28 protein-coding genes and 2 pseudogenes are annotated in these 24,677 nt (G+C 63.5%); 18 read left to right on the top strand and 12 right to left on the bottom strand.

Translation table 11 applies throughout. The features are described 5' to 3' along the window. Positions 1-618 (bottom strand): response regulator, encoded by a 618-nt coding sequence (locus FOY51_RS22695; RefSeq protein ID WP_149432548.1) that lies wholly within the window; start codon positions 616-618, stop codon positions 1-3. Further along, positions 615-1,808, bottom strand: coding sequence for a sensor histidine kinase (locus tag FOY51_RS22700; protein WP_187776434.1), 1,194 nt, complete (start codon positions 1,806-1,808; stop codon positions 615-617). Before FOY51_RS22700 ends, FOY51_RS22695 begins: the two co-directional genes overlap by 4 nt. 132 nt (positions 1,809-1,940) lie before the next feature. Between FOY51_RS22700 and FOY51_RS22705 the strand changes: the two genes are divergently transcribed. Both FOY51_RS22705 and FOY51_RS22710 read left to right on the top strand, forming a co-directional pair. Further along, positions 1,941-3,023, top strand: a complete 1,083-nt coding sequence (locus FOY51_RS22705; protein ID WP_149432550.1) for an ABC transporter permease — start codon at positions 1,941-1,943, stop codon at positions 3,021-3,023. Positions 3,024-3,050: 27 nt separating this feature from the next. Further along, positions 3,051-3,758, top strand: coding sequence for an ABC transporter ATP-binding protein (locus tag FOY51_RS22710; RefSeq protein ID WP_149432551.1), 708 nt, complete (start codon positions 3,051-3,053; stop codon positions 3,756-3,758). On the opposite strand, the gene FOY51_RS22715 is transcribed toward FOY51_RS22710, so the two are convergent. After that, positions 3,712-4,218 carry an SRPBCC family protein gene (locus FOY51_RS22715; protein WP_149432552.1) on the bottom strand — a complete coding sequence of 169 codons (507 nt, stop codon included), beginning with the start codon at positions 4,216-4,218 and terminating at the stop codon, positions 3,712-3,714. The genes FOY51_RS22710 and FOY51_RS22715 overlap by 47 nt on opposite strands. Before the next feature lie 54 nt (positions 4,219-4,272). On the opposite strand from FOY51_RS22715, the gene FOY51_RS22720 reads away from it, so the two are divergent. Together FOY51_RS22720 and yidC are read left to right on the top strand one after the other, a co-directional pair. After that, the gene (locus FOY51_RS22720; RefSeq protein WP_149432553.1) at positions 4,273-4,581 is read left to right on the top strand and encodes a DUF6412 domain-containing protein; all 309 of its coding nucleotides are present in this window, start codon (positions 4,273-4,275) and stop codon (positions 4,579-4,581) included. Between the two features lie 71 nt (positions 4,582-4,652). Continuing rightward, positions 4,653-5,498 (top strand): annotated as a pseudogene (yidC, locus tag FOY51_RS22725) (membrane protein insertase YidC); the annotation flags it as partial. On the opposite strand, the gene FOY51_RS22730 reads toward yidC, so the two are convergent. After that, positions 5,487-5,822: a DUF6292 family protein gene (locus tag FOY51_RS22730; protein ID WP_214633137.1), complete on the bottom strand. Its 336-nt coding sequence runs from the start codon at positions 5,820-5,822 to the stop codon at positions 5,487-5,489. The pseudogene yidC and the gene FOY51_RS22730 overlap by 12 nt on opposite strands. A 142-nt stretch (positions 5,823-5,964) precedes the next feature. Between FOY51_RS22730 and mbp1 the strand changes: the two genes are divergently transcribed. The 3 genes from mbp1 to FOY51_RS22745 all read left to right on the top strand — a co-directional run bounded on the left by mbp1 (position 5,965) and on the right by FOY51_RS22745 (position 7,535). After that, positions 5,965-6,207 carry a microaggregate-binding protein 1 gene (gene mbp1, locus FOY51_RS22735; protein WP_149432556.1) on the top strand — a complete coding sequence of 81 codons (243 nt, stop codon included), beginning with the start codon at positions 5,965-5,967 and terminating at the stop codon, positions 6,205-6,207. 123 nt (positions 6,208-6,330) lie between these two features. Further along, a complete protein-coding gene (locus FOY51_RS22740) occupies positions 6,331-6,762 on the top strand; it encodes an ATP-binding protein (RefSeq protein ID WP_149432557.1) in 432 nt (143 codons plus the stop codon). Next, positions 6,759-7,535: a SigB/SigF/SigG family RNA polymerase sigma factor gene (locus FOY51_RS22745; protein WP_149432558.1), complete on the top strand. Its 777-nt coding sequence runs from the start codon at positions 6,759-6,761 to the stop codon at positions 7,533-7,535. The genes FOY51_RS22740 and FOY51_RS22745 overlap by 4 nt, the downstream gene beginning before the upstream one ends. Positions 7,536-7,652: 117 nt before the next feature. Here the strand turns inward: FOY51_RS22745 and FOY51_RS22750 are convergent, their stop codons facing one another. Next, a complete protein-coding gene (locus FOY51_RS22750) occupies positions 7,653-8,072 on the bottom strand; it encodes an STAS domain-containing protein (RefSeq protein ID WP_149432559.1) in 420 nt (139 codons plus the stop codon). 412 nt (positions 8,073-8,484) lie between these two features. Here FOY51_RS22750 and FOY51_RS22755 point away from each other — a divergent pair, with 412 nt between their 5' ends. Together FOY51_RS22755 and FOY51_RS22760 are read left to right on the top strand one after the other, a co-directional pair. Continuing rightward, positions 8,485-9,666 (top strand): globin domain-containing protein, encoded by a 1,182-nt coding sequence (locus tag FOY51_RS22755; RefSeq protein WP_149432560.1) that lies wholly within the window; start codon positions 8,485-8,487, stop codon positions 9,664-9,666. Continuing rightward, positions 9,657-10,439, top strand: coding sequence for a DivIVA domain-containing protein (locus FOY51_RS22760; protein ID WP_187776435.1), 783 nt, complete (start codon positions 9,657-9,659; stop codon positions 10,437-10,439). The genes FOY51_RS22755 and FOY51_RS22760 overlap by 10 nt, the downstream gene beginning before the upstream one ends. Before the next feature lie 8 nt (positions 10,440-10,447). Here FOY51_RS22760 and FOY51_RS22765 read toward each other — a convergent pair whose 3' ends face one another. Next, the gene (locus FOY51_RS22765; protein ID WP_149432562.1) at positions 10,448-11,248 is read right to left on the bottom strand and encodes a putative protein N(5)-glutamine methyltransferase; all 801 of its coding nucleotides are present in this window, start codon (positions 11,246-11,248) and stop codon (positions 10,448-10,450) included. 83 nt (positions 11,249-11,331) lie between these two features. Here FOY51_RS22765 and FOY51_RS22770 point away from each other — a divergent pair, with 83 nt between their 5' ends. Together FOY51_RS22770 and FOY51_RS22775 are read left to right on the top strand one after the other, a co-directional pair. Then, the gene (locus FOY51_RS22770) at positions 11,332-13,200 is read left to right on the top strand and encodes a Na+/H+ antiporter (RefSeq protein WP_149432563.1); all 1,869 of its coding nucleotides are present in this window, start codon (positions 11,332-11,334) and stop codon (positions 13,198-13,200) included. 88 nt (positions 13,201-13,288) lie between these two features. Beyond that, the gene (locus FOY51_RS22775; protein ID WP_149432564.1) at positions 13,289-13,612 is read left to right on the top strand and encodes a hypothetical protein; all 324 of its coding nucleotides are present in this window, start codon (positions 13,289-13,291) and stop codon (positions 13,610-13,612) included. Here the strand turns inward: FOY51_RS22775 and FOY51_RS22780 are convergent. After that, positions 13,587-14,315: a Clp protease N-terminal domain-containing protein gene (locus FOY51_RS22780; protein WP_149432565.1), complete on the bottom strand. Its 729-nt coding sequence runs from the start codon at positions 14,313-14,315 to the stop codon at positions 13,587-13,589. The two genes, FOY51_RS22775 and FOY51_RS22780, sit on opposite strands and share 26 nt — an antisense overlap. Positions 14,316-14,402: 87 nt before the next feature. On the opposite strand from FOY51_RS22780, the gene FOY51_RS22785 reads away from it, so the two are divergent. Then, positions 14,403-15,155: an endonuclease/exonuclease/phosphatase family protein gene (locus FOY51_RS22785; RefSeq protein WP_149432566.1), complete on the top strand. Its 753-nt coding sequence runs from the start codon at positions 14,403-14,405 to the stop codon at positions 15,153-15,155. Here the strand turns inward: FOY51_RS22785 and FOY51_RS22790 are convergent, their stop codons facing one another. Further along, the gene (locus tag FOY51_RS22790) at positions 15,156-15,530 is read right to left on the bottom strand and encodes a hypothetical protein (RefSeq protein WP_149432567.1); all 375 of its coding nucleotides are present in this window, start codon (positions 15,528-15,530) and stop codon (positions 15,156-15,158) included. It lies immediately after the preceding gene. Between the two features lie 80 nt (positions 15,531-15,610). On the opposite strand from FOY51_RS22790, the gene FOY51_RS22795 reads away from it, so the two are divergent. Then, on the top strand, positions 15,611-16,072 hold the full coding sequence (locus FOY51_RS22795; RefSeq protein WP_149432568.1) for an SRPBCC family protein: 462 nt from the start codon (positions 15,611-15,613) through the stop codon (positions 16,070-16,072). Here FOY51_RS22795 and FOY51_RS22800 read toward each other — a convergent pair whose 3' ends face one another. From FOY51_RS22800 to FOY51_RS22810, 3 genes are all read right to left on the bottom strand, one after another. Next, entirely contained in the window at positions 16,073-17,839 is a 1,767-nt protein-coding gene (locus FOY51_RS22800) for an AfsR/SARP family transcriptional regulator (protein ID WP_149432569.1), read from the bottom strand. Between the two features lie 48 nt (positions 17,840-17,887). Continuing rightward, complete coding sequence (locus FOY51_RS22805; protein ID WP_149432570.1) at positions 17,888-18,124, bottom strand: tautomerase family protein; 237 nt, start codon at positions 18,122-18,124, stop codon at positions 17,888-17,890. 79 nt (positions 18,125-18,203) lie between these two features. Next, positions 18,204-19,385 (bottom strand): FAD-dependent monooxygenase, encoded by a 1,182-nt coding sequence (locus FOY51_RS22810; RefSeq protein WP_149432571.1) that lies wholly within the window; start codon positions 19,383-19,385, stop codon positions 18,204-18,206. 89 nt (positions 19,386-19,474) lie between these two features. Between FOY51_RS22810 and FOY51_RS22815 the strand changes: the two genes are divergently transcribed. From FOY51_RS22815 to FOY51_RS27720, 5 genes and pseudogenes are all read left to right on the top strand, one after another. Further along, positions 19,475-20,179 (top strand): TetR/AcrR family transcriptional regulator, encoded by a 705-nt coding sequence (locus FOY51_RS22815; protein WP_149432572.1) that lies wholly within the window; start codon positions 19,475-19,477, stop codon positions 20,177-20,179. 4 nt (positions 20,180-20,183) lie between these two features. Then, positions 20,184-20,708 (top strand): SRPBCC family protein, encoded by a 525-nt coding sequence (locus tag FOY51_RS22820; RefSeq protein WP_149432573.1) that lies wholly within the window; start codon positions 20,184-20,186, stop codon positions 20,706-20,708. A gap of 214 nt (positions 20,709-20,922) precedes the next feature. Then, positions 20,923-21,480 (top strand): pyruvoyl-dependent arginine decarboxylase, encoded by a 558-nt coding sequence (locus FOY51_RS22825; RefSeq protein WP_235916657.1) that lies wholly within the window; start codon positions 20,923-20,925, stop codon positions 21,478-21,480. Then, a complete protein-coding gene (locus FOY51_RS22830; protein WP_149432574.1) occupies positions 21,480-22,064 on the top strand; it encodes a hypothetical protein in 585 nt (194 codons plus the stop codon). The genes FOY51_RS22825 and FOY51_RS22830 overlap by 1 nt, the downstream gene beginning before the upstream one ends. 230 nt (positions 22,065-22,294) lie before the next feature. Then, positions 22,295-22,717, top strand: a pseudogene (locus FOY51_RS27720) (50S ribosomal protein L11 methyltransferase); the annotation flags it as partial. 228 nt (positions 22,718-22,945) lie between these two features. On the opposite strand, the gene FOY51_RS27725 reads toward FOY51_RS27720, so the two are convergent. Further along, on the bottom strand, positions 22,946-24,553 hold the full coding sequence (locus FOY51_RS27725) for a GGDEF domain-containing protein (protein WP_149432576.1): 1,608 nt from the start codon (positions 24,551-24,553) through the stop codon (positions 22,946-22,948). Between the last annotated feature and the right edge of the window lie 124 nt (positions 24,554-24,677).

Below are 24,677 nucleotides of genomic sequence, written 5' to 3' on the forward strand. Positions count from 1 at the left end.
TCAGAGCAGGCCGCGACGCCGGGCCTCGACCACCACCTTGGTCCGGCTGTCGACGCCGAGTTTGGCGAAGATGTGCACCAGATGCGATTTGACCGTCGCCTCCGAAATACTCAGGGCACGAGCAACATCGCGGTTGGAATCGCCTTGGTCCAGCCTGCCGACGATTTCCAGTTCTCGTGCGGTCAGTGCCGTTTCCGGCGACTGCATACGCCCGAGTAGCCGCGACGCGACCGGCGGTGCCAGCACGGTCTCCCCTGCCGCTGCCGAGCGAATCGCACGGATCAGATCGTCGGGGTCGGCATCCTTGAGCAGGTAGCCGGTGGCACCGGCCTGTACGGCACGCAGGATGTCGGTGTCGGTTTCGTAGGTGGTGAGGATCAGCACGTGCGGCGGATTCGGCAGCTGCCGAATCATCGCCGTCGCGGCCACGCCGTCGGCGCCGTCGCCCAGTCGTAGATCCATCAGCACCACGTCGATGTCACCCTGCTCGGCGCGGGCGAGCGCTTGCTCCGCATCGGTCGCCTCGCCGCGCAGGTCCAGATCCTCGGCAGGCGCTAGTACAGCACGCAGTCCGGCCCGAACGACTGGATGGTCGTCCACCAGCAGCAGCCTGATCATGACTGCCTCGCCAACGGAACCGTCGCTCGCACAGCGGTTCCGCCACCCGGCTCGGACTCGATGGTGGTCTCGCCACCACGTTCCGCGATGCGGGTACGCATCGACGTCAGGCCATAGCCCGAGCCGTCTGCCCGCCCGCTCACCATTGTCGATGGATCGAATCCGACGCCGTCGTCGACCACGTCCACACTCACCTCGTCGGACTGAAACGTCAACGTGACCGTCGCATGGGTGGCACGAGAGTGCTTGCGCGCGTTCGACAACGCCTCTTGCGCGGCCTTGAGCAACGCAACCTCTACGGCGGTGTCGGCCTTGCGCGGAGTCCCGTGCGACTCGAATTGCGTGGGCAATCCCAGCTCGGTGGATTCGGCCGCCGCCGCGGCGAGCACATCCGCGAGCCCGCGGTTGTCGAATGCTTCCGGGTCGAGGCCACGGACAAAGCGTCGCGTCTCACCGAGCGCCGCCAAGGTGGTGTCCAGAGCAGTCGTCAATTGTGTTGCCCGTTCTGCTTGCGGGTCAGCTGATTTCGCAGGCCTCATCGCAGCGCGTAGCAACAGCGCAACGCTTGCCAAGCTCTGACCGACGGTGTCGTGGATTTCGCGCGCGAGCCGTTCGCGCTCGCCGAGGCGGCCCGCTTCTCGTTCGCGGTCCGCGAGGGCCTGCTGAGTGGCGATGAGTTCCTGCAGCAGACGTCGCCGTTCCTCCGACAGTGCACGCTGACGCCGATAGACCTCGGTGATCACGACAGCCGTCGCGATCCCGACGATCGGCCCGACAATCGCGCCGACGATCCACGTTCCCTGATGCAATCCGAAGGCGACGACGGTCGCCACTGCGACAAGCACTACGACCGGCAGCGCAACGCGCTGCGGCAGCAGGTGCCACACCAGCATCGCGAGAAGGAAGGCGATCCAGACGAATTCGCCCGAGATGACGATCAGCACTAGCCATGCGACGACGAGACCTGCCAACCACAGTCGGGTTTGCGCAGCGGTGCTGCGTGGCGCACGAGCGGCGCCGAGGCCGTACCAGGCGGCGGTCAGCGCGGCAGCGACGATCGGAACGACAGGTGGCGAGAACTCGACGGCGGCCCGCACAGTGCCGATGACCAGCAGCACAGCGAACAGGACGTGGCCGGCGAACAGGACGGATCGGTCCTGGTCGCCTGGACGGTCCTCGGTTGCGCTCATCTCACCAGTATGGACGGCGGTTCGAGCTCGCTCTGCCAAGTACAACTTTCGATTGACACCGGCATGGATCGGATGATGTTCGAAGACCCATCGCGTCGACGATGTGCATCTCACCTGCGGAAACGATGCTTGATGCATACCGAATCCACCAGGAAAGAGACGCACATGTTCATCGGAATCCGCGAAATCCTCTACGCCAAGGGACGCTTCGCCCTCATCTGCTCGGTGATCGGGTTGATGACGTTTATGGTGGTGATGCTCTCGGCATTGACCAACGGGCTGCAGGCGCAGTCGATTTCGGCGATCGAAAGATTGCCGGGATCCACGCTGGTGATGCAGGAAACTGCCGCGGGCCAGCAGCCGTCGTTGGCGCAGAGCACGCTCGACCAGGACGCGATCTCCACGGTGCACGCCGACGACCCGTCGGCGGCTGAGTTGGGAATTACCAACGCCCGGTTGTCCTTCGGTGAGCGAAGTTCGGTCGCCGCCCTGTTCGGCGCCGACGACCCACTGATGCCTCGGCCCGACTCGGGCCGACTTCCGTCGGGCGGTGGTGTGATGCTCGGTGCCGACCAGGCCAACGAGCTCGGAGCTCATGTCGGCGACATGGTCACCGTCGGCTCGCAGGCGTTGCGCGTCGAGAGCATCTCCGACACCGGCTACTACGCGCATTCGCCAGTGGTGTTCACAACCGTCGATACCTGGAGACAGATAGCTCACAGCACGGGCGTTACGGCCCTGGTCACCGACAAGGCTGTCACCGACAAGGCTGTCAGTGCTCCCGGAACGACGGCCCTTCCGATGTCCAAGTCCGTCGACGCGATCCCCGGTTACACGTCCGAACACGGTTCGCTGCTGGCCATGCAAGCGATGTTGTTGGCGATATCGGCCCTGGTCGTCGGCGCATTCTTCGCCGTGTGGACCATCCAACGACTGCCCGAACTGGCGGTCGTCAGGGCGATGGGAGCCGATCGCGGGTTCCTGCTCCGCGACGGTCTCGGTCAGGCGGTTCTGGTCCTGATCGTCGGCGAAAGCATCGGCGCGGCAGCCGGTCTCGCGTTGGCCTGGCTGGTCAGCGGTGTGGTGCCGGTCGCCGTCACCGTCGCTGGAATCGCACTTCCCATCGTCGCCATGACCGTACTCGGGACGGTCGGTGCCGTGCTGGCCGTTCGTCGCGTCACCGTCGTGGATCCGCTTGTCGCACTTGCCCGCTGATCAGTACCCATCACAAGGAGAATTCCCATGAGCCTCACCCTGACCGACGTAACCCTCACCTACCCCGACGGACGAGATCGCATCGTCGCACTGGAGTCCGTCGACCTCGACGTTCGTAACGGAGAATTCGTTGCTGTCACAGGGCCGTCCGGATCCGGCAAGTCGAGCCTGCTGGCTGTCGCAGGCACCTTGGCGACGCCCGATTCGGGATCGGTCACGATCGACGACATGCTGCTCGACGACCTGTCGTCGAGCGCGCGGGCACGAGTACGTCGCGACCACATCGGATTCGTATTTCAGCAGGACAACCTGCTGCCTGCGCTGACCGTCCTCGATCAACTGTTGCTCACCGCAGTCGTTCGCGGTCGCAAGCCCGCTCGTCAGCGGGCAGAGGCGATGGCCCTGCTCGACGAAGTCGGCCTTGCCGAGGTTTCGTCCCGACGCCCACACGAACTGTCGGGTGGCATGCGACAACGCGTCAATATTGCCCGCGCCCTCATGGGCAGCCCGTCGGTGCTCCTGATCGACGAGCCGACATCGGCGTTGGATTCCGAGCGCGGGCGGTCGGTGATCACTCTGCTCGGCACATTGGTGCGGGAACGCGACCTGGCGGCTGTGTTGGTCACACACGACCTCGCGAGTCTGGCCACCGACGTCGACTCGGTGGTGACGATGCGCGATGGCCGGATCACCCCTGGGCGGGTCCGAATGCCTTCGCCAGATTACGCAGCGTGATGTGGATGTTCTTGGACTGGAAATCGGCAAACGTCTTACCGCTGGTCACGATCTTGTCGAAGACGTTTGCCACGGGGTCCGGCCATCTGGTGCGGTCGTCGGTCCAGGTCTCGGTGACGCGGGTGCCCTCCGGCACCGCCTCGAACCGGTACTCCCAGGTCGCAATGGGTGCGGGCAGTCGGGGCACCTTCACACCGATCGCCCCGACCCGAAACTCGAACCGCTCACCCTGATCGGCGGCTGTGACTGTGCACTGTGTGACCCACCGCGCGGCGCCGCGCTTGTTGCGACCGATGAAGGTCATTCCGACGTGGGTCTTGCCCTGCTCTCCCATAACGCGAGCACCGCGGTTCTCCGGGCTCCATCGACCCATCAGGGTGGGATCGCTCACCTTGTCGTAAACCGCGTCCGGTGTGGCCGCAACGACAACACTGTCCGAAACCGTCATCGTTCGTGTCATGACCGCCAGTCTCGCACGGGCAATGCGGCCGCCGACCGGTGTATCTTCGGTGCCATGTTGCAGGTGGCCACTCCGCTCGTTCGGAGTCTGTTCGCGCTGCTACCCGCTTTGGCATTTCTGCTTGCACCGATCAGCGATGGCAACGTTGCCGCCACCGCGATCGGTGCCGCCGTCGCACTGCTCGTCGTCGCCGTTGTCGTCACCCACGGATCGCGTCGAGAACTGTTGGCGCTGTTCACGTCGTCCACCGGACCTGAACACAGTGAACGCTGCCTGCGCGGCGCATTTCGTCGGCAATCCAGCCCCGACGCACCCGGTCGCCCACTGCCCCGAGCACCAGGAACGGACCTACGACTCGCCTGAGTCGAAAGCCCAATCCTTTTCGCTCAATTTCGCGTGCTCTTCTGCGCGCGCCCGCAGTGAGGTGACCTTTCATGCTCGATTTCGTCTATTACCCCGTTTCCGCAGTTCTGTTGCTCTGGCACAAGGTGTTCGGCTTTGCCTTCGGACCGGACAACGGCATCACCTGGGCCCTGGCCGTGGTGTTCCTGGTCTTCACCATCCGACTCGTCTTGCTCAAACCCATGATTCGTCAGATCCGAACGCAACGCGTACTCGCGAAATTGCAGCCGGAGATCAAGGCGCTGCAGAAGAAGTACGCCGGTGATCGCAATCGGCAAGCTGTCGAACTACAGAAGCTGCAGAAGGAGCACGGTTTCAGTCCGTTGCTGGGTTGCTTGCCGATACTCGTGCAGATGCCGGTATTCCTCGGATTGCTGCACGTGCTCCAGTCGTTCAACCGCACCGGGACCGGTTTCGGCAAGCTCGGCATGTCGCCCGAACTCAATGCGCACACCGCCAACTATCTGTTCAGCGCCGCCGACGTTCAATCGTTTCTCCACGCACGTCTTTTCGGCGCGCCGATCTCGGCGGCGATCACCAGTCCGGCCAACCTGCTCGATGCCTTCTCCCAATTCGGTGGTGTGCCAACGACGTTGAGCATTGCTGCGGTGGCGATCCCGCTGATGCTGGCGGCGAGCCTGTTCACCCACCTCAACGCCCGCGCGTCGATGGCTCGTCAGAACGCGGAGACACTTGCCAATCCGCAGACCGCGCTGATGAACAAGCTTGCGCTGTGGGTGTTTCCGATCGGCGCGCTGATCGGTGGTCCGTTCCTGATGATCGCCGTGCTGATCTATTGGGTGAGCAACAATCTCTGGACCTACGTGCAACAGCATCTCGTGTTCGAACGGTTGGATGCCGAGGAATCAGTGCGGCGCATCGAGTAGATCGGCGCACAGTGCGGCAACAGTGTCGGGTGTCGGCATCGGCTCAGCGTCGGTGCGGCCGAGAAGAATCATGTCCTCACCGGAATACGTCTCGACCGCTAGCCCCCAGCCGTTGTCGGCATCCCAGATCAGTGCGACCTCACGGCCGGGAAACGCGTTCTCGCTGCGCGTGCACACCACCACGTAGGCTTCGCGCTTGCACGGTGAGCAATAGCAGTGCTCGGTGCCCGATCCCACTGCCGCCGCAATGGATTCGACGTAGACGCGGAAACTGTCATCGTCGTCGAATCCGACGTGCGGAGAGTCCGGCGGCATCGTTGCCTCTTTCCTGTCGACCTCCGGATGCCCGTCCGGCCGCACGTCGAAACACTGCGATTCGGCCGGTGCTGTTTGAGATTTCGCGCCATGGGTAGTTCTGAGTTGCACGAGCAAATTCGACAATCAGGAGGTGCTTCACGTGGCAGACGAGACTTCGGGCCCAGCAGAAGGCGTCAAGGGAGTAGTAGAGGGCGTCAAGGGCAAGATCAAGGAAGCAGCAGGCGCGGTCACCGGCAACGACGGTCTCGCTCGCGAGGGCGCAGCCCAGCAGGACAAGGCCGAGGCGCAGCGCGAGGTTGCGAAGAAGGAAGCCGAAGCCGAGAAGGCCCGCGGCGAGGCCGCGGTTCACGAGGGGCGTCAGAGCGCCGAGCAGGAGAAGTAGGTCGATGGACAGCCCCCGCCGACGCGGTCGGCGGGGGCGACTGTCCACATGCACGACCGCTACCTGCGCAAAAGGTAGTCTCCTCCCAAGGTAGATTCGGATCGAGCGGCGAATCGAGTACAGATGATCCAGGCACAAGCCGTCGATACAGAAGACGGTGGCAACGCGCCCGCAGTCGAGATACGCGTGCACGCCGACCCTACTCAACTCCCTGTTGTCCGCGGCATCGCCGGCGCGTTGGCAGCTCAGAACAACTTCGATGTCGACGTGCTCGCAGACCTGCGACTCGCCGTCGACGAGGCGTGTACCCAGCTGATCCGCCGCGCACTGCCAGGATCGCAGCTGATCTGCATTTTTCACATAGACGAGCACCGCATCCACTTCGCAGGCTCCACAACCACCGAAAATGCCAGCGCGACTCCGGACCGCGGATTCGGTTGGCATGTCTTGCGGACGTTGACGGACGAAGTGTCGATGCACAGCGCGTCGTCGCCGCTACGCGGTTCCACGACCACCATCGAGTTCGTCAAACAGGTTGGCGGAGCGCAGGAGTGACTCCGCGGACGCACAGGGGTCCGGGCGAGTACGACGATGTGAAGCTGCAGTTCGAGCGCATCGGTTCCATACAGGACGACGACCCGAAGACAGCAGTCATCCGCGAGGAGATCATCACGCGGTGTCTGCCGATCGCCGAGAACATCGCCCGGCGTTTCGACGGCCGCGGCGAGGCTCACGACGATCTGGTGCAGGTCGCGCGCATCGGATTGGTCAACGCGGTCAACAGATTCGACGTCGGCCGCGGTTCGGATTTCTTGTCGTTCGCGGTTCCGACGATCATGGGCGAGGTTCGTCGTCACTTCCGTGACACGGCCTGGGCGCTCCGGGTACCGCGCCGGGTCAAGGAACTGCATCTGTCGATCGGCAAGGCCATCGATCAACTCTCGCAACGACTCGGTCGAGCGCCGACACCGGCGGAGATCGCAGCCGAATTGGGTTTGGACCGAGACGAAGTCGCGGATGGGTTGATGGCGCGCAACGCCTATCAGACCGTGTCGGTGGATGCGGCGACACACGACAACCCCGGCGAGCAGACACTGGCCGACACGATCGGCGACTACGACCATGAGATGGAGAACGTCGACAACCACGAGGTGTTGCGCCCTCTGATCGAGGCGTTGCCGCCCAGGGAACGACGGGTGCTCATGCTGCGGTTCTTCGGGAACATGACGCAGACGCAAATCGCGGAAGAGGTCGGCATCTCCCAGATGCATGTGTCTCGACTGCTAGCACGAACCCTCGCCGAGCTTCGAGATCAGCTGGGCGAGTAGACGGTTCGCGGATGGGTCGGGGCCTCGGCTGCCCAGCTGAACCGAGACCCCTGGACCGAAGGTGCGCCCGGGCGAATCTGCAGTCCTAGTTCTGATGTTCCCCGTAATCCCTTGCCGTCAAACAGCAGCGGCGGAAAAACCGAGACCGAGTTCACCGCCGGCCAGGGCGGAGCGCAACGACGGGGCGGTAGCGAACACGTCCTGCAGTCGGGTTGCCAGCAACGCGCGTTCAACGCAGCGTGGACCCGCAACCATGATGACCTCGACCTTCCTTACGTCCGCGAGCCGGTGCGCATCTGCCAACTCGACAGCCGCCTGAACGCTGAGAAACTCGACCTCCGCCACATCGATCACGATGCGCAGCGACGACGACATGACTGCCTCGCGCAAGCGGGCACGGAGCGAAAGGATGCTGGACTCATCGATATCACCGGTCAAGGTCAACACAGTGGCGGTATTTCCGTGGCCATCGAACCGCGAGATTCCATCCGACGAGATCCCGACCGCGGTACCTATCGGGCGCTCGTGCAACGACATTCTGACATTCACAGTGAAGACCCTCCGTGGGCCGAATAAGGCAATGAGGGCGCGACCGAAGCGTGTCGACCGATAGTCGATGAGCGTAATTATGTCGATCAGCGACCAAACCAGCCGGACTCTCGCTATTGCGGCCCTCGGCTGTGGGCTCAACCTGTTACCTGTCTAGCACGCGTGGTGTGCGGTGCATAGGAAAACTTTGCCAGACCATGATTGCTATGAAATTGCTACGCTTAGTTGATCACCCCCTAAGCCACATGTTCCACAAACCAGACATCTGGCGCGTCCGCGCCTACGCGCTGGTGCGAGGGGAACGTAAGTCCGAAAATGACTTGAAACAAAACCCGAAGTTTGTTTAGACTAATTGCTACACGGTTGCGGACAGTGACTGTCTGACCACGATGGGCGGGGCATGGATATCGCTGCACTGCAAGCCAGCTGGCGAGACGTGGAGAAGGTCGGCGACGACGCCACCCTTTACTTTTACTCACATCTGTTCCTCATGCACCCAGAAGTGCGAGATATGTTCCCGGTCTCGATGAGTGCGCAACGCGATCGCTTCTTCGGCGCACTCGGCAGGATCGTCGCCAACGTCCACGAGCTGGACCGACACCTCGGCTACATCGAACAACTGGGTCGCGATCACCGCCGGTTCGACGTGGTCGCCGCGCACTATCCGGCGGCAGGCGCGTCCCTGCTCGCGACTCTGCAGAACTTCCTCGGCGCCGCATGGACCGACAGCTTGGCCGCCGATTGGACCGCGGCCTTCCAGTTGGTCGCGGACACGATGATCGGCGCCGCCACCGAGTCGGAACAAGCAGACACACCAGCGACCTGGACGGCCGAGATCGCTGTCGTCGAGAGGCGCAGCCTCGACATCGCCGTCCTCGAGCTCGCGCCTACCGAGGACTACCCGTTCCTGCCCGGCCAGTCCATGGCGATCGAGTTGCCGAGCCGCCCGAAGCTGTGGCGCTACTTCTCCCCTGCCAACGCGCCGCGGCCGGACGGCACCCTGGAGATCCACGTTCAGATCGTGGCGGGTGGGCACGTATCCACAGCGCTGGCACGATCAACTCGCGCCGGCGACACGCTCACCCTCGGCTCTCCTATCGGGACGGATCTGACGCCACCGCCGCCCGGCCACCGCGGGCCGGTCCTGATGGTCGCCGGCTCCACCGGGTTGGCACCGATGCGGTCCATCCTCGATCACATCGATCAGCAGTGGCAGACGACCGGTGACGCCCCGCCTGTTCAGCTGTTTCACGGCGCGCGAATCGAACCCAACCTCTACGACCACCACTACCTGACAAATCTGGCCGATCAGCGACCGTGGTTCGACTACACCGCGGTCGTCTCGGACGATCCGCACTACCGGGGCCAGCAGGGACTCGTCGGCGACGAGGCCTCGAATTTCCTCTCGGCTCGCGGAACGGCAGACGTCACCGCATTGGTATGCGGCTCGCCGGCCATGGTCGACCACGCCGCAGGCGCACTCACAGCAGCGGGTCTGCCCGCACGCGCGATTCTCCACGAGAAGTTCGCATCCGAAGCACCGACCGAGACCATTGCCGAAGAGGTGACCTCATGGGCCTGACCCCGTCCGATATCCGCAGCGCCACGTTCAAACGCGCGTCCGTAGGCCGCCGCGGCTACGACGAAGCCGATGTGGACATCGTCATCCATCACATCGCCTCGGACTACGCGACACTCTACGACGCGCACGAGGCCCTGCGTCGTCAGCTGCACACGGCGGTCGCCAGCACCACCCAGGTCGCTCTGATCGACGAGAACAGCCGGCTCACCGCACGGGTACAGGAACTCGAGAACGACGTGCGTGGCTCGGACGAGCACTCGTCTCGACAGTGGAAAGATCTGCAGAAGCAGCTCGCGGCACTACAGCGTGAGAACGACGAGCTCAAGGCCGAAGCGGAGAAGGATCTCCTCGGCGTGTCATCCCGCGCGGTCAACCTGCTGAGTCAGGCCCAGCTGTCGGCGGACAACACGATCGACGAAGCCGAGCAGTACGCCCGCGACTTGGTCGTCACTGCCCGCGAGCAGTATCGCGACATTCTGCTCCGTGCACAGGAAGCCGGTCAGGCGCAGGTCAACGGGGCCGCTGGCATCGGTGACTACTCGCAGCCCATCAGCGAGATCGAGTACGTCCGCACCTACGCGCAGGTTGCTCACGCGCAGTTGATGGCGGTGCTCGAAACCCTCGCCACCGAGGTGGACAAGTTGGGCAGCCTGCCGCAGCTGGGGCCCGGAACGAGCGGATCGTTGTCGGCGAAGGAGCTGCTCGCCAAGGCACGACCGGTGACCGACATTTCCGAACGCCGCGCCGAAGTCACTGCGGGCGTAAACGCCTGAAAAGATAACTAAACATTCGCCGGGCGCCGCCACGTTCCGATAACGACAGTGGCGGAGTCGTCGTTCGAGATTGCCACCCGCGCCCGAAATCCGGCGGCGTCGAAGGCGCGCGTCGTCGCTGTTGCTTGACGTTGGCCGGTTTCGATCAGCAGCACGCCGCCCCCGGTCAACCACTCGGGCGTTGCGGCGATGATTCGACGCTGCACGTCCAGACCGTCCGCGCCCCCGTCCAGCGCAACATGCGGTTCGTGCAAACGAGCTTCAGCGGGCATGCAGGCAATGGCATCGGTCGGCACGTACGGCGCGTTCGCAATCACGACGTCGACTCGCCGCCGCAGTTCTGCGGGCAGCGGATCGAAGAGATCGCCCTGGAACACCCGGCCGTCGACACTCGACACGTTGCGCCGCGCGCATGCAATCGCCGCGGACTCGACGTCGACGGCGTACAGCTCGATCGTCGTCATCGCTGCCAATGCGACACCCAATGCTCCTGAGCCGCAACACATATCGACTACTTTCGCACCCGGCGCCGTGAGGCTCGCAGCCTGCCGAACAAGGAATTCGCTACGGCGGCGTGGAACGAACACCCCAGGATCGACAGCGACGCGGCGGCCGAAGAACTCGACCCAGCCGAGAATGTGCTCGAGCGGTACGCCACTCACACGGCGATCGAGCATGGCGGCCAGTTCCGCTTGCGAATTCGTGGCGTCGACGAGCAGCCGGGCTTCGTCTTCAGCGAAGACGCAACCGGCTCTTCGGAGCGTCGCTACGACGACCGAGAAGTCCATCGGGGCTTGCGATCTGGACATGAGAACCTTTCGAAGCACCTGACAGGTCGTTGATGGGTCTCACCTCCTCGCGTTGTTCGCAGACTAGCTGGCAAGATGCACTGGTGCACCTCGCGCTCGGTCTCGTCATCCTCGTCGCTACATCCGCCGCGCTGGCCGCGGCCGCCAAGCGGTTCGGTGTATCCGAACCGTTGGTGCTCACGATCGCCGGCGTCATCGGCTCGTACCTGACGTTCGTTCCCGACGTGGAAATCGATCCCGAACTCGTGCTCCTCGGATTGCTGCCGCCGCTGCTGTACACGGCGGCGATCAAGACGTCGTTGGTCGATTTCCGTGCCAACAAGCGGGCCATCGCACTGCTGTCCGTCGGTCTTGTCATCTTCAGTACGTTCGCGGTCGGCGCGGTGGTCTGGCTGCTGCTGCCGGTACCGTTCGCCGCGGCTGTCGCAGTCGGGGCGGTTGTCGCACCACCGGATGCCGTCGCGGCCACCGCGGTGGCGCGGCGCATCGGGATGCCGCGTCGCATCGTCACCCTGCTAGAGGGTGAGTCGCTGTTCAACGACGCGACCGCACTTGTGCTGGTGCGCACCGCGATTGCAGCGTCCGCGGGCTCGTTCAGCGTGTGGCGTGCGGGGGGCGATTTTCTCCTTGCCGCTGGTGGCGGTGCCGCCGTCGGCATCGTCGTCGCGTTCCTGCTCGCAACGCTGCGACGCCGGATCACCGATCCCGTCGTCGATACGACGCTGTCCTTCCTTGCACCGTTCATCGCGTACCTTCCCGCCGAAGAGATCGGGGCGTCGGGCGTGATCGCGGTCGTGGTCTGCGGTCTGATCCTGGGCCACGGCGCACCGAAATGGCAGAGCGCCGCATCACGTATCGCCGAGCGAACCAATTGGCAGACAGTCCAATTCATTCTCGAGAACACAGTCTTCCTGCTGATCGGTCTGCAGGTGCGCGTCATCGCGCAGAACGCGTGGAACAGCGGACTCGACCACGGCCGACTGGTCGCCGCATGCGTCGGCGTCCTGCTCGCCGTGGTGATCGTGCGGCCGATCTGGGTGTTCCCCGCGACGTATATGTCACGCTTGATACCCAGCGTGCGACGGGCCGATCCGGCGCCACCGTGGACCTTCGTTGCGATCATTTCCTGGGCGGGCATGCGCGGCGTCGTCACGCTCGCCGCGGTTTTCCTGCTGCCGGACACGACACCGGAGCTGGATGTTCTGAAGCTGCTCGCGTTGGTCGTGGTCGGTGGCACCCTGCTGGTGCAGGGCACGTCGTTGCCGTGGCTCGTCACCTTGCTGAACCTTCGCGGACCCAGCAGGGCGGAGGACGCTCTGCAACAGGCGTCGCTGCTGCAGCAGGCGGGCGACGCAGGCCTGGTCGCGCTGGCGGAGAACATCACCCCCGACACGTCGCAGGAGATCGTCGACAGCCTCCGGGCCCGACTCGCCCAGCGCACCAACTCTTCCTGGGAGCGCCTCGGGCCGACGGAGGCAGATCGCATCACCCCCAGCGAGGAATACCGCAGGCTGCGCCTGAAGATGCTGGAGGCCGAACGCGCAACGGTGCTGAAGGTGCGCAGTGCGGGCACCGTCGATCACGAGGTTCTGCAGGTGGTGATGGGAGTGCTCGACCTGGAGGAATCGATGATCGATCGTTTCGACGAGGCCGAGGAAGAGATCCGCGAGGAACGGTTGACCGCCCCCGTCATCGGTGGCTGCGAGCACCTGGAAGCAGCGCCGACGACGTGCGTGCCGGACAGCCCCGGCGTCTGCAAGGAATGCGTCGAAGAGGGCCTGACCTGGGTGCATCTGCGAATGTGCCTGACGTGTGGGCACATCGCCTGCTGTGATTCTTCGCCGGGCAATCACGCGTCGAAGCATTTCCGTAGCAGCGCTCACCCGGTGATGCGCAGTGTCGAGCCGGGCGAAGCGTGGCGCTGGTGCTTCGTCGACAGCGTTCTCGGCTGACGATTTGCAGGTAGTCGATTACTCGCGACTACGTAGCAGCGATCAGCGAGGGTGATAAGACACAATCGGTCTGCAGAATCGAGGTCTGATGAGCGCCCAGCACAACGTGACCGCCGCCGCTGCATTGTTGGCGCCGATCACCACCACTGCCGTCGTGGGCGTTCTCGGCTTGGTAACAGAGCTGCGTGCTGGTCGCGCTCGACGGCGGCAGGAAGAGCTCGATCAGGCGCCGCACGGCGTCGACTACGCCGCCGCGTGGTGGGATGCGCGGCAGACGGAGTCGACGTCCGAGGGTTTGCACTCGGCAGCGGTCACGGTGCTCGCCTGGTTGGACGAGTCCCGTGACGCTGTCGTCGAGCCGAAGTGGCGACGGCTCGAGCGCCGGCTCAGACCTGCTCGCGGGCTGCGATGATCGTTGCGACGTCCGCGGCGATCTTGGTCTCCGCAGTGGCCTTGTCGATCCCGAGGCTCGACAGCGGGCCGTTGCCGTCCTCCAACTCCAGCAGGGCAAGCAGAATGTGCTCGGTGCCGACGTAGTTGTGCCCGAGGCGCAACGCTTCGCGGAAGGTCAGTTCGAAGACCTTCTTCGTCGCAGCGTCGAACGGAATCAACGCGGGCACGGAGTCCGACGGCGGTCCAAGGGTGGCCGTGACGGCCGACCGCACCGCATCCAACTGCACGCCTTGCGCGACGATTGCCTTCGCGGCGAGAGCATTCGGTTCCGCAAGCAGCCCGAGCACCACGTGTGCGGTCACGATTTCCGGGCTCGACGCCGCGCGAGCCTCGTTCTGCGACACCACGACCACGTTGCGCGCTCGGTCGGTGAAGCGGCTGAAGCCGGCGTTGGGATCCATCGCCGATCCTTCGCCGGCCTTGGGCACGAACCGCTTCTGCGCGGCTTGCTTGGTCACACCCATGCTCTTGCCGATGTCGGTCCAGGAGGCGCCGGAGCGACGGGCTTGATCGACGAAGTGGCCGATCAGATGGTCGGCGACGTCGCCGAGATGGTCGGCGGCGAGGACCGCGTCGGTGAGTTGTTCGAGTGCGTCGGTGTGCACTTTCTTGATGGCTTCGATCAGGTCGTCGAGTCGCACTTGCATGTTCGGTGTCGTCATGCGTCAACCATAGGTTGACGATTCTAGCTTCGTCAACCCCGAGTTGACGGTGGCTATACTTGACCCATCCGACCGAAAGGCTCAGCAGTGCGGCGTCTGTCTGTGCTCACGCTCAACCTCGCACGGCCGACCGCCGACCGAGCGCGCCCACTGCTCGAATACCTGTGGCACCGCCCGGAAGATCTGCTGGTGCTCACCGAGGTGGGTCGTGGCGCAGGCTCGAATCTGGTTGCGGCGGTGTGCAAACAGGCCGGTTACACGGTGATCGACAGTCGGGCAGGCGATTACGGCGTGCTGCTGATTTCGCGCACCGGCACGCTCGATACCGACCTGAATTTTCCTCGACCGGACCTGATGCCCGATCGAGTCGCAGCGGCCAGGTGGGACAACATGATTCGGATCGTCGGTGTGTACGGCGCCGCGAGCGATCCGGTCCGCTACTCCTCGCAGAAGCAGCGCCAACGCAAACGTGACTGGCTGGAATCGTTCGATTGCTCGCTCGGTGCCGCAGATCTGCATTTACCGGCCCTGCTGATCGGCGACCTGAATCTTGTTGCCCCCGGGTACCGCGATCGGCTGCCCTACGTGCTCGCCGAGGAAACCGCGTTCTACCGGTCGCTACAGATCGAGCACCACCTCACCGACGCCTACGCTGCTGCACACAACGACGACGGCGCGGTCACCTGGGTCGATCACAGCGGTGTCGGTTGCCGCTACGACCACGCGTTCGTCACGTCGGATCTGGTTGCAGCGGTCACGGATTGCCACATCGACCACACACCGCGTGAGGAAGGCCGCACCGACCATTCGGCGCTGTCGATCACACTCGAATTGGAGTGACTATCGACGCGGTTGCTCGTGCCGCCCGCGACCCACGTCGGGGTCGAGCTTGTCGGCCTTACGCCAATCATGTTCCAACTCTTCCCGAGACGACGCGACGATGCCGGCCTGCTCCTTCGCACGCTTCTGCAGCTCTTCGGCCTCCGCGGCTTTGGACTGAGCAAGTGCACGGGCCTGCTCGGCTTCGGCCTGAGTCTGTGCGGCGACGACGCGCTGCTGATCGACGACCGCGCTGCGTTGCGACACGTCGGCGCGCAGCTTCTCGGCTTTGGCGCGACGCCGACCTTTGCTGTTGCGCAACGCGGCGACGATCGCGAGCAAAACCAAGATCACCAGTACGGCGACCACGATGACCATGACAGCAGTGGAATCCATGACGTCCTCCTAGGGAAGCACTTGCCACGACGGTTACCCGAGCCGGCGGGATACCAAACCCGAGCCGATACGTTGGATCCATGACTACCGAACGGTTCGAAGTCCAACGTCAGATCGCCGCGACGCCTGCCAGAGTGTTCGACGTGCTGAGCGATCCACGCGGGCACGTCGCCATCGACAGCTCGGGGATGCTGCAGTCCGCCGAAGGTGATCGGGTCACCAAGGCCGGCGACACGTTCGTCGTACACATGGACCGCGAGTCCAAAGGCGACATTCCGATGGGCAAGTACGACGTGACCGTCATCATCACCGAGTTCGAGCAAGACGTGGCCATCGAGTGGACCATCTCCGGCACGGTGCAGCCGCCGATCGAGCACCTTTACGGGTACAAGCTCGAAACCAGCGACATCGGCACCTTGGTGACCACCTACTACGACTGGAGCAAGATCGCCGAAAGGTACCGCACCAGCGGCATCTTCCCGATCATCCCGGAGGCAGGCCTGCGGGCGACGCTCGGGATTCTCGCGAGAACCGTCGAGTAGTCACAGACCGCTCACCGCTGCGATTCTGGCATGCAGGGCGGGATTGTCGACGCTGCGCGACGTCGCCCTCGCGGCCGCAAGGGTCCGCGGATCGTCGGGATCGATCTGATGGACCAATGACCAGGAGAGGAACTCCGGCAGATCGGTGCGGATCGCGTCGTCCTGCAGCTTGGCAGCGAGCGATCGTACGAGCGCAGGGTCGACTCGCGCCGCAAGCTCCAGTTGCGCCGCACCGATGTACGCGGAGATCCACACGTACCGGTCCGACACGCGATCGCATCGGCGCCGCGCATCCAGGAACCACTCCCACGCCGCGTCGTCGTCACCGGCGTGTTCGGCCAGCAGCCCCAGGGTGCGGGCGGCAACTCCTTCCCAGCACGGATCACCGACCTCGCAGCCAAGGGCAAATGCCAGCTCGGCTTCGTTGCGAGCGTCCTCGTACCGTCCCGCCACGAAGAGACATTCGGCATGCATGGCCTGCGGGAACGGTTGGAACGCCGTCCACCGTTGCTCCTGCGCGCCGAGCAAACTCGCGGCGGACGCCACTTCAGCGTCGTGAGTCCGGCCGGCGAGCAGCAGCGAGCGGCTGAGCAGGCCGAGAGACCACGCGTGCTGACGCGACCGCCCAGTGGCCGCCGCCTTCTCCGCCGAACTGGACAACAGTTCGATCGCCGAAAGATGCCGTCCACAATCGGCTTCGTTCATTCCGTGAATCGCCAGCACGGCCGCGACCACGCCGTCGTCACCGATGGTCTCCGCGACATCTTCGGCTTCGCTCAACGAGAGAGCGGCGGACCCGTGCCGACCGGCTTGAACGTCGACGTATGCCAACTCGCGCAACGCTTCTGCCACCAGGTCGAGACGGCCGGCCGCGCGAGCTGCCAGGAGCGCGCGATGCAGCACGATGGCGCCCTCGCCGTCGGACCCGCGCACGGCGTGCACCAAGGCACTGCCCAACGCCAGCTGCACGGTAGCGCGCAGACCGGGGTCGTCCGACCGGGCAGCGTCGTCCTCTGCGTGCCGCAGGGTTTCGACACCGGCATCGGCGGCACCGGCATCCAAAGCTGTTGTCCCCGCTCGTAACAACGATTCCGCGACCGCGCCCGCACGCCTACCGGTGAGCGAGCGGCGCACCTGTTCCTCGGCGGCCGAGCGCATCGCAGGCGAGACCCGCAGGCCCGCACTCGCGAACATGCCCTCACACGCGGCAAGGTGGGCTTTGGCGACTCCGGTTCGCCCTGCGGCAACCAGCGCACGCAAGAACAACTCCTGCGCGGATTCGTCCATCGGCTCCAGACTCGCGACCCGCTCCGCGATCGGTACCGCCGCTGTCGTGTCGCCAAAGGCGAGCAAGCGCAGCGCCTGGTTGCGAAGCTCGTCACGCGAACGCTGCGCACAATGCATGCGCGCCAACATCAACCACATATCGAATTCGGGGCAGTCGCGTACGTCGACGCCGTCGAGCAATTCGCCGCCGATCTCACCGGCTTCGAGCGTGCCCGCATCCAAGTCCCAGACGTCGAGCTGAAATTCGTTGCGGTGCAGTTCGATCGGATCGCCTCGAAACAGATCGGACCGCCCGAGACTGCGCCGAACATCGGCGAGCGTCCACCGCAACGCGCCGAGTGGATCGTCGGTTTCTCCGAACAGCTCGGCGGCCAGATCGGCTCTGCGGCGCGGAGTTTCGGCCAGCGCGACCCGGGCGAGCACCGCCCACGACTTTCGACCGCGCGGTTGCGGGCGAGGCTGCTCGCCGCCCCCTGTCACCAGTGGACGCCCGAGTAATCGCACCCGCACCGTCACGACGTTCGGCGATCAGCCGGCGACAGCCGCCGGCTGATTGCCCTGCAGCGCCAGCACATCCGCTGTGGTGAGGCCTTGACCTCCGATGCCCCAGCTGCCACTGCGCACCTCCTCGACGACTACCCAGGTGACTCCGCGGAGGTTCTCGCCCTCCACCGCCACCATCGCGTCGGTGACACTACGGATCATGTCCGCTTTCTGCTCATCGGTAAAGACATCCTCGATGACGCGAATGTTGACCAGTGGCATAACTCCTCCTTGCACTTTCTTCCGGACTAGCTGACAAGGAGACGATGTCGCCGCACCGTGTGAGTCGGCGTGTGAGGATTTACGACGGCGGAAGCGGGTAGTCGCGGAGGTCGACATCGTTGGCGTAGTTGTCGGTCATCTTCATCATCATGTTCAAGAGGAACGAGTACTTGAACGTCGCGTTGCGCAGCCACAACCGCAGCGGCGACGACGGCGCGAGGAACGGCCCGGCACTCCCTTTTCGTGCAACCTTTGCGTAGCGATGCATGACGATGTTGTACTGCTCGAACGCGATGCGGTGATCACCGTCCGCGGCTGCGAGCTCGCCCGCCAGCACGTACGCTCCCACGATTCCCAGACCGGTTCCGAAGCCGCCCAACGTGTTTCCGTAGGCCGAGTCGCCGATCAACACCACCCGACCGGTCGAGTACCTGTCCATCGCGACCCGCGCGATCGCATCGAGGTAGAAGTCCGACGCTTCGGGCAGCGCGGCAATCATCTCGGGCACCTGCCACCCGACACCGGCGAAAGCGTCGACCAGAATCTGCTTCTGCGCCTCGACGTCCCTGCGGTCGTAGTCGCGGGGACCGGATGCGAACACGTAGAGCTCGGGCGCCTTGGAACCGCCCAGCACCGCCATTCGGCCCGGCACGTTGTACATCAGCCCCACAGCACGCTCGCGGGTTTCGGCCGCGTCATTGCTCACCGGCGATCCACCGACCACCGCGTAGTAGTAGCCCAGATGCTTGACGTAATCGCTCTCCGGACCGAAGGCCAACCGTCGGACGATCGAGTGGATACCGTCCGCGCCGACCACCAGGTCGAAGGTTCGGGGCTCGGCATTTTCGAACTCGACGTCGACACCAGTCGCCGTCTCGGTCAACGAACTGATGGAGTCGCCGAAGATGTATTCGACGGTGTCGCGGGTGCGCTCGTAGAGAATCTCGGACAGGTCGCCGCGCAGGATTTCCACATCACCGCCGATGAATTCACCGGGGATGGTCGCGAGCCGCGTACCACCGTCGTCGACGATCAACAGGTCGGTCTTGCCGGTCTGCCTGCGCTCGATTTCAGCGAGAATCCCCATCTCCTCCAGCACCTTTCGATGTGTCGCGCCCTTGAAGTCGACCGCTTGGCCACCGGGCCGCAGGGCCGCATTGCGCTCCACCACCGTCACCGCACAGCCGTAGCGATCGAGCCAATACGCCAGTGCCGGACCCGCGATGCTCGCGCCCGAGATGAGAACCGAATTGATCTGCATTTTCCGCTCCTGCTAACTGTGTCTGTCGGACGCAATTTAGCGTATGGTAGACACAGTTTCGGGTCAAGCCCCAATTTCAGGAGGACCGGATGGCCGCGGCAACGAACACCGCAGAACTGCTCTGGGGACCGCCGAACAGGCCGAAGCGCGGACCGAAGCCCGCGCTGAGCCTGGATCGAATCCTCGAGACCGCGATCGCCCTGGCCGACTCCGACGGCCTGGCCTCGCTGTCGATGCAGAAGCTGGCCGAGGAACTCGGCTTCACCAAGATGTCGCTGTACCGCTACACACCGGGCCGCGCCGAACTGACCGCGTTGATGCTGGACGTCGCGCTCGGTGCGCCGCCGGACCTCTCACCGACGCACGGCTGGCGGTCCAAGTTGCACGCGCTCGCTACGCAACTCCATCACCTGAGTGCGCATCATCCGTGGTCTCTCGAGATCGCAGTGGGAACCCGGATTTTCGGGCCCAACGAGCTCGGTTGGCTGGAGTCCGGCTTGGCGGCACTGGCGGGCACAGGCCTTACCGGCGGCGAGAAACTGGATGCGATCGTGCTCGTGTTCGGGCATGTGCGCGCGCTGGTGCAGCAGACCGCATCGACGCCCGGCGGCGGTTCCGAGCAGGATCTCAACGCGGTGATGGCAGGCGTCCTCGCCGAGAATGCGCACACCTATCCCGAGGTACTGGCGGCCTTTTCCGCGGCAGGCGCTGCCGCCGAGTTCGACAACGCGTTGGAGTTCGGGCTTGCGAGAATCTTCGATGGGTTGGCGATGCTGATCGCCGAGCGGAACTGAAGCGATGTTCGCCTCGATCACTCCGACTGCGAACGAGATCGCGGCTACCCGCAACGGCGATTACATAGTTGCGCGCGCCGATGTCGTGATGGACCGGGCGTTCACCGTCGACGCGACGCCCGTCGAGGTGTGGCCGTGGTTGACCCAGCTCGGCAAGGGGCGCGCCGGCTGGTACCTGCCTCGCTCGGTCGAGCGGTTCGTACCGCGATCGCGTCGGGCCATCCGCCACGTCGAACCGCAGTTCCAAGAGCTCGCGATGGGCGATGTGATTCCGGACTACGGCGGCCCCCACGAGACATTCACCGTGGCGTCGGTCGACGCCCCGCACTCCCTCGTCTACCGATCGCACCGTGGCCGGACCGCCGTCTCCTGGTCGATTACGTCGACCGAAGACGCCGACGGCACTCGGATTCACCTGCGCCTGCGGCTGGGACCCGTTCGACACACGATCATTGCCCGAACCGCGGGCGACCTTGTCGACGCGCTCACGATCGCCGGAATGGCAGCCGGTCTGCGCGAGCGAGTCTGACCGCTCACAGCTTTCGATGCAACGTCGAGGCGTCGGGCGATTTATCAGTTCGAGATTGGCCCGCGGTGAACCGTAGGCGCACCCATGGGCGCGGTAGCTGCGAATACGCGCTAACGGACTTTGTCCCCATTCTTGGCGCTGCGCAGACGGACAGAGGAAAGTTTTAACTGCCCATAACAGGGCGAACACCCCTCTGGAGCAGGAGAAACACCTCATGACCATGACAACCCATTGGCCGACACAGCTCAGGCGAAGGCGCTCTGCGCTTGGGGCCACGAACGGGCTCACCATCGAATTGGGCTCGGCGATAGGAGTAGCTCGAACATCGCTGGCCGCCTTCGACGACGCATTGTGCCAACTCGGTGTCGGTGACGTGAATCTGATCCGTCTGTCGTCGGTGATCCCACCGAGCAGCCGGGTCGCTTTGTCCGATCGGGTGCGCAAACCCTTGGGGTGGGGCGATCGGCTCTATTGCGTCTTCGCAGAGCAACACGCAACGAAGGTGGGTGAAACAGCTGCGGCAGGGATCGGCTGGGTGCTGCGGGACGACGGATCGGGCGCCGGGTTGTTCGTGGAGCACGAGGCGCCGACCGAGACCGAGGTAGTCGATCTGATCGAACGCAGCTTGGCGGACATGACTCGATCGCGGGGAGGTCGCTACACGCCGGTGACGATGCACACGACCGAAGCCACGTGCACAGGTGACCCGACGTGCGCACTGGTGCTCGCCGCCTACAAGTCCGACTCGTGGTTCCCGGAGGTGATGTTCTGATGACCGCAACGCTTGATTCGTCCAACGACCAGCGAGTCACCGTCACGATCGAGGAACAGATTTCGAGCGAGAACATCGAGTTGTTCTACGACTTGTACGAGAAAGCCTTCGGCGAGTTGCGAGTCAAGGCAGCGGGCCGCCAAGTACTTCACCCCGCTGAATTCAGGGAAGAAATGCTGGATGCGCGTGTCATGAAATATGTTTCGTGGTCCTTGGAAAATCAACCGCTCAGCTTGACAACCCTTACAAATAGTCTCGAAACGGTTCCCTGGATAAGCCCCGAGTACTTTAATGCGAAGTACCCTGGGAGAGCGCTCTATTACCTGGGGTTCACGCTGGTCAGGCCTGATATTCGGATGCAATACGTGTTCCGCGACATCGCCACCCGTATCGCAAACCGAATGCGGAATGAGAACGCGGTGTTGTGCTTGGACATGTGCGGCCACCACACGTCACACGGATTCGACCACACACTGAGGTCTATCGGAGTCGCCACAGGCACAACTCTTGATGCCTTGGACACGCAAACGTTCTTCGCAGCCGACTTCGGCACAACGCACGCACAAGGAGACGCGCAACTTTAGCGCGTTGTGCGTTCCCAAGGCGCCCGGATCGGCTCGACGCCGGGTCTCTCATCTCGTCGGAGAAATGGGCGACCCGGCGTTCGCGTTCCCACCCAAGTGAATGACATACTTTGCACGAGTACCGAAGCGAAGAGTCGTGGCTGAAGGAGCGGCAGACAGTGAGTGATGGCGAGTACTGGTCTGCATCGGACTTTCCCTACGAATGCCTGGTAGACCGCCGCCGCACAGAAATGCTGCGCACGGCGATCGAGAGTGCAGTCCGACCGGGTGACACGGTGGTCGACGCAGGCGCCGGTACCGGGATTCTGTCACTAATTGCTGCACGCGCCGGAGCTAAACGTGTCGTCGCCGTGGAGATCGATCCACTGCTCGCGCAGTCGCTCGAACGAACTGTGCACCTGAACAACATGAACAGCGTCATCGAGGTTGTGAACACAGACGTCCGGTTCCACGACTTACCTGTGGCCGATGTCGTCATCGCCGAGATGATCGACACCGCCCTTATCGACGAATCCCTGGTGCAGGTCACGAACGCGTTCGTGGCTCGGGGCGTAATTCACTCCGGGACGACAGTGCTTCCCGGCCAATACAAGACTCAGATACAACTAGTGAACGCCGATAACGACTTCTACGGCTTCGCTGTCGCGGCGGTACGACATGAATGGCCTCACTTCACCGACAGTGACCATTGGATCAGCCCGCCGGTAGTCGCGGTTAGCGAATGGGTGGATATCTGGTTCGGCAACTTTTCGGAACCGATCGCTAATGAACAAGTCGAATTCGACTTCACAGTCCAGTTCGACGGCCCTACAACAGTCAACGGTATTCGAATCGGCGGGAGTGAGCTTTTCGGTGCGGTTGGCTGGACCGGGGCGTATCCGTCACTGAATTCGACGAAAATCATTCCGATCGATTCCGTCACGCTGCAAGGTCGGGTCCGAGTCGTCGGAGGATACCTCCTCGGCGGTGGCCTTGGCAGCGTCCGAGTCGAATGCCAGCCCACGAGTTGACTCGACAGGGCGTCGACGGAGTTCTCGCTCGCTGAACTCAAGCTGGTCGAAGAACACGATCATGCCCTTGCCGAAGTCTTTGGCCTGGTACATCGCCAGATCCGCACGCCGAAGCAAGGTGTCGGAGTCGATTCCGCCTTCTCGCCCGTCGGCAGTCGCGATGCCGATGCTGGCGGAGATTTTCAATGGGCCTACTCCCAACTGGAACGGTTCATCGATGACGTGTGCAAGTCGCTGAGCGAAAGGCATGACTTGCTCTCGACCTTCCCTCGTCACGACGACAAATTCGTCGCCGCCGAAGCGAGCCACCACATCGTGTATACGGATGGCTGCGCGAATGCGATGGCCGGCAATTTTCAGCAGTTCGTCGCCTACGTCGTGACCGTATAGGTCGTTGACTGATTTGAAACCGTTGAGATCTATGAACATCACGCATCGCGGCTCTTCGGAGGACATGGCGTCGAGTTCCCGCATCAGCACCGTTCGATTCGGCAGCCCAGTCAGCGGATCTCGATCCGCGCGCTCGACTGCTCGGCGCTCGTTTCTCTTGCTGCGCAGGATTGCTCGTTCGCTTCGCAGTAAGACAAGCAGTATCAGTACGGTAAGCCACGGACCCGTCATGAGGCTGTCCGCCGATTCGTTTGAACCCCCGATGATGGCGACCAGCGCTCCCGCGAGCATCGTCACCGAGATGACAAGCGCGCGCTGCCGAAGCTTGTCGGGATCGATCGCAGGACGAGCACCGATCTCCGCCATCGACGGCTGCAGCGCAGCAATTCCAAAAGCGACTATTGCGACAACATAGGGAACGACCAATGCCCGGTCGGGAAGATCGACGATGCCTGCCGCGGTAGCCGAAATCGCAAGGTTGCCTGCGACTACTGTCCCGATGCTGAGCTGTACCAACCGAAGGGCCCGACCCGCCGGCCCCGAGGTGCTCAACGAATAGACAAGCAAAACAAGGAGAATGACATCCAGCATCGGATACAGGGCGACGATCGTCGCTTTCGCACCGGACGGCCACTGCGGCGAGCGTAGAGCCGGGGTGACGAGAAGGGTCCACGAAACCAAGACCCCGCTAACTACTACCGATGCAAGATCGAGGTAGGCATCAATATTCCCGCCGAGGATGGAGCGCGGGTGTAAGTACTTGACCGTCGCGATCAGCAGGGCAGCGTACGCAGACAGCGTGAAGAGATCGGGGACAATACTTCCACTCAAGTCTGCATATCCGGACGAGCGTCGGACCGCATCGCCGACGAAGAAAAACGCAATTGCAACCAGTGGGAGAAACCACGTCGTGATGGATCGGGGGCGAAACTTGCGAACTCCGTATACGACCGCACCCGCAACCGAAATGCCGAGCACGAGAAGCACAACAAGAGTCACATCGGGGGTGCCTGCGATCATCAAAATAGCGAGAGCCAGGCCAGCGAAAACCCCGAACGCGGTATGCGCGTATCGCGATTCGTTCGTCATTCGAATCCGCCCTTGTTACACGGATCGGCGCTCGAAGCCCCCATTCGCCAATTCCGTAGTTACGTCCAGAAGAGCTAAGAGCAAGAACGCCAGACCGATAGATCGAAGCGCAGCGCTCCGTAAC

The sequence above is a fragment of the Antrihabitans cavernicola genome (genome assembly GCF_008297975.1).
Lineage (GTDB): Bacteria > Actinomycetota > Actinomycetes > Mycobacteriales > Mycobacteriaceae > Antrihabitans > Antrihabitans cavernicola.

Bases quoted from the DNA above. Each gene is read 5' to 3' on its own strand.
- FOY51_RS22830 (WP_149432574.1), top strand. From the start codon at position 21,480: ATGACCGCAACGCTTGATTCGTCCAACGACCAGCGAGTCACCGTCACG.
- FOY51_RS22705 (WP_149432550.1), top strand. From the start codon at position 1,941: ATGCATACCGAATCCACCAGGAAAGAGACGCACATGTTCATCGGAATC.
- FOY51_RS22740 (WP_149432557.1), top strand. From the start codon at position 6,331: ATGATCCAGGCACAAGCCGTCGATACAGAAGACGGTGGCAACGCGCCC.
- FOY51_RS22825 (WP_235916657.1), top strand. From the start codon at position 20,923: ATGACCATGACAACCCATTGGCCGACACAGCTCAGGCGAAGGCGCTCT.
- FOY51_RS22720 (WP_149432553.1), top strand. From the start codon at position 4,273: ATGTTGCAGGTGGCCACTCCGCTCGTTCGGAGTCTGTTCGCGCTGCTA.
- FOY51_RS22760 (WP_187776435.1), top strand. From the start codon at position 9,657: ATGGGCCTGACCCCGTCCGATATCCGCAGCGCCACGTTCAAACGCGCG.
- FOY51_RS22775 (WP_149432564.1), top strand. From the start codon at position 13,289: ATGAGCGCCCAGCACAACGTGACCGCCGCCGCTGCATTGTTGGCGCCG.
- FOY51_RS22730 (WP_214633137.1), bottom strand. From the start codon at position 5,822: ATGCCGCCGGACTCTCCGCACGTCGGATTCGACGACGATGACAGTTTC.
- FOY51_RS27725 (WP_149432576.1), bottom strand. From the start codon at position 24,553: ATGACGAACGAATCGCGATACGCGCATACCGCGTTCGGGGTTTTCGCT.
- FOY51_RS22780 (WP_149432565.1), bottom strand. From the start codon at position 14,315: ATGACGACACCGAACATGCAAGTGCGACTCGACGACCTGATCGAAGCC.
- FOY51_RS22795 (WP_149432568.1), top strand. From the start codon at position 15,611: ATGACTACCGAACGGTTCGAAGTCCAACGTCAGATCGCCGCGACGCCT.
- FOY51_RS22750 (WP_149432559.1), bottom strand. From the start codon at position 8,072: ATGTCGTTGCACGAGCGCCCGATAGGTACCGCGGTCGGGATCTCGTCG.
- FOY51_RS22765 (WP_149432562.1), bottom strand. From the start codon at position 11,248: ATGTCCAGATCGCAAGCCCCGATGGACTTCTCGGTCGTCGTAGCGACG.
- FOY51_RS22715 (WP_149432552.1), bottom strand. From the start codon at position 4,218: ATGACACGAACGATGACGGTTTCGGACAGTGTTGTCGTTGCGGCCACA.
- FOY51_RS22815 (WP_149432572.1), top strand. From the start codon at position 19,475: ATGGCCGCGGCAACGAACACCGCAGAACTGCTCTGGGGACCGCCGAAC.
- FOY51_RS22790 (WP_149432567.1), bottom strand. From the start codon at position 15,530: ATGGATTCCACTGCTGTCATGGTCATCGTGGTCGCCGTACTGGTGATC.
- FOY51_RS22805 (WP_149432570.1), bottom strand. From the start codon at position 18,124: ATGCCACTGGTCAACATTCGCGTCATCGAGGATGTCTTTACCGATGAG.
- FOY51_RS22810 (WP_149432571.1), bottom strand. From the start codon at position 19,385: ATGCAGATCAATTCGGTTCTCATCTCGGGCGCGAGCATCGCGGGTCCG.
- FOY51_RS22695 (WP_149432548.1), bottom strand. From the start codon at position 618: ATGATCAGGCTGCTGCTGGTGGACGACCATCCAGTCGTTCGGGCCGGA.
- FOY51_RS22820 (WP_149432573.1), top strand. From the start codon at position 20,184: ATGTTCGCCTCGATCACTCCGACTGCGAACGAGATCGCGGCTACCCGC.
- FOY51_RS22755 (WP_149432560.1), top strand. From the start codon at position 8,485: ATGGATATCGCTGCACTGCAAGCCAGCTGGCGAGACGTGGAGAAGGTC.
- FOY51_RS22700 (WP_187776434.1), bottom strand. From the start codon at position 1,808: ATGAGCGCAACCGAGGACCGTCCAGGCGACCAGGACCGATCCGTCCTG.
- FOY51_RS22710 (WP_149432551.1), top strand. From the start codon at position 3,051: ATGAGCCTCACCCTGACCGACGTAACCCTCACCTACCCCGACGGACGA.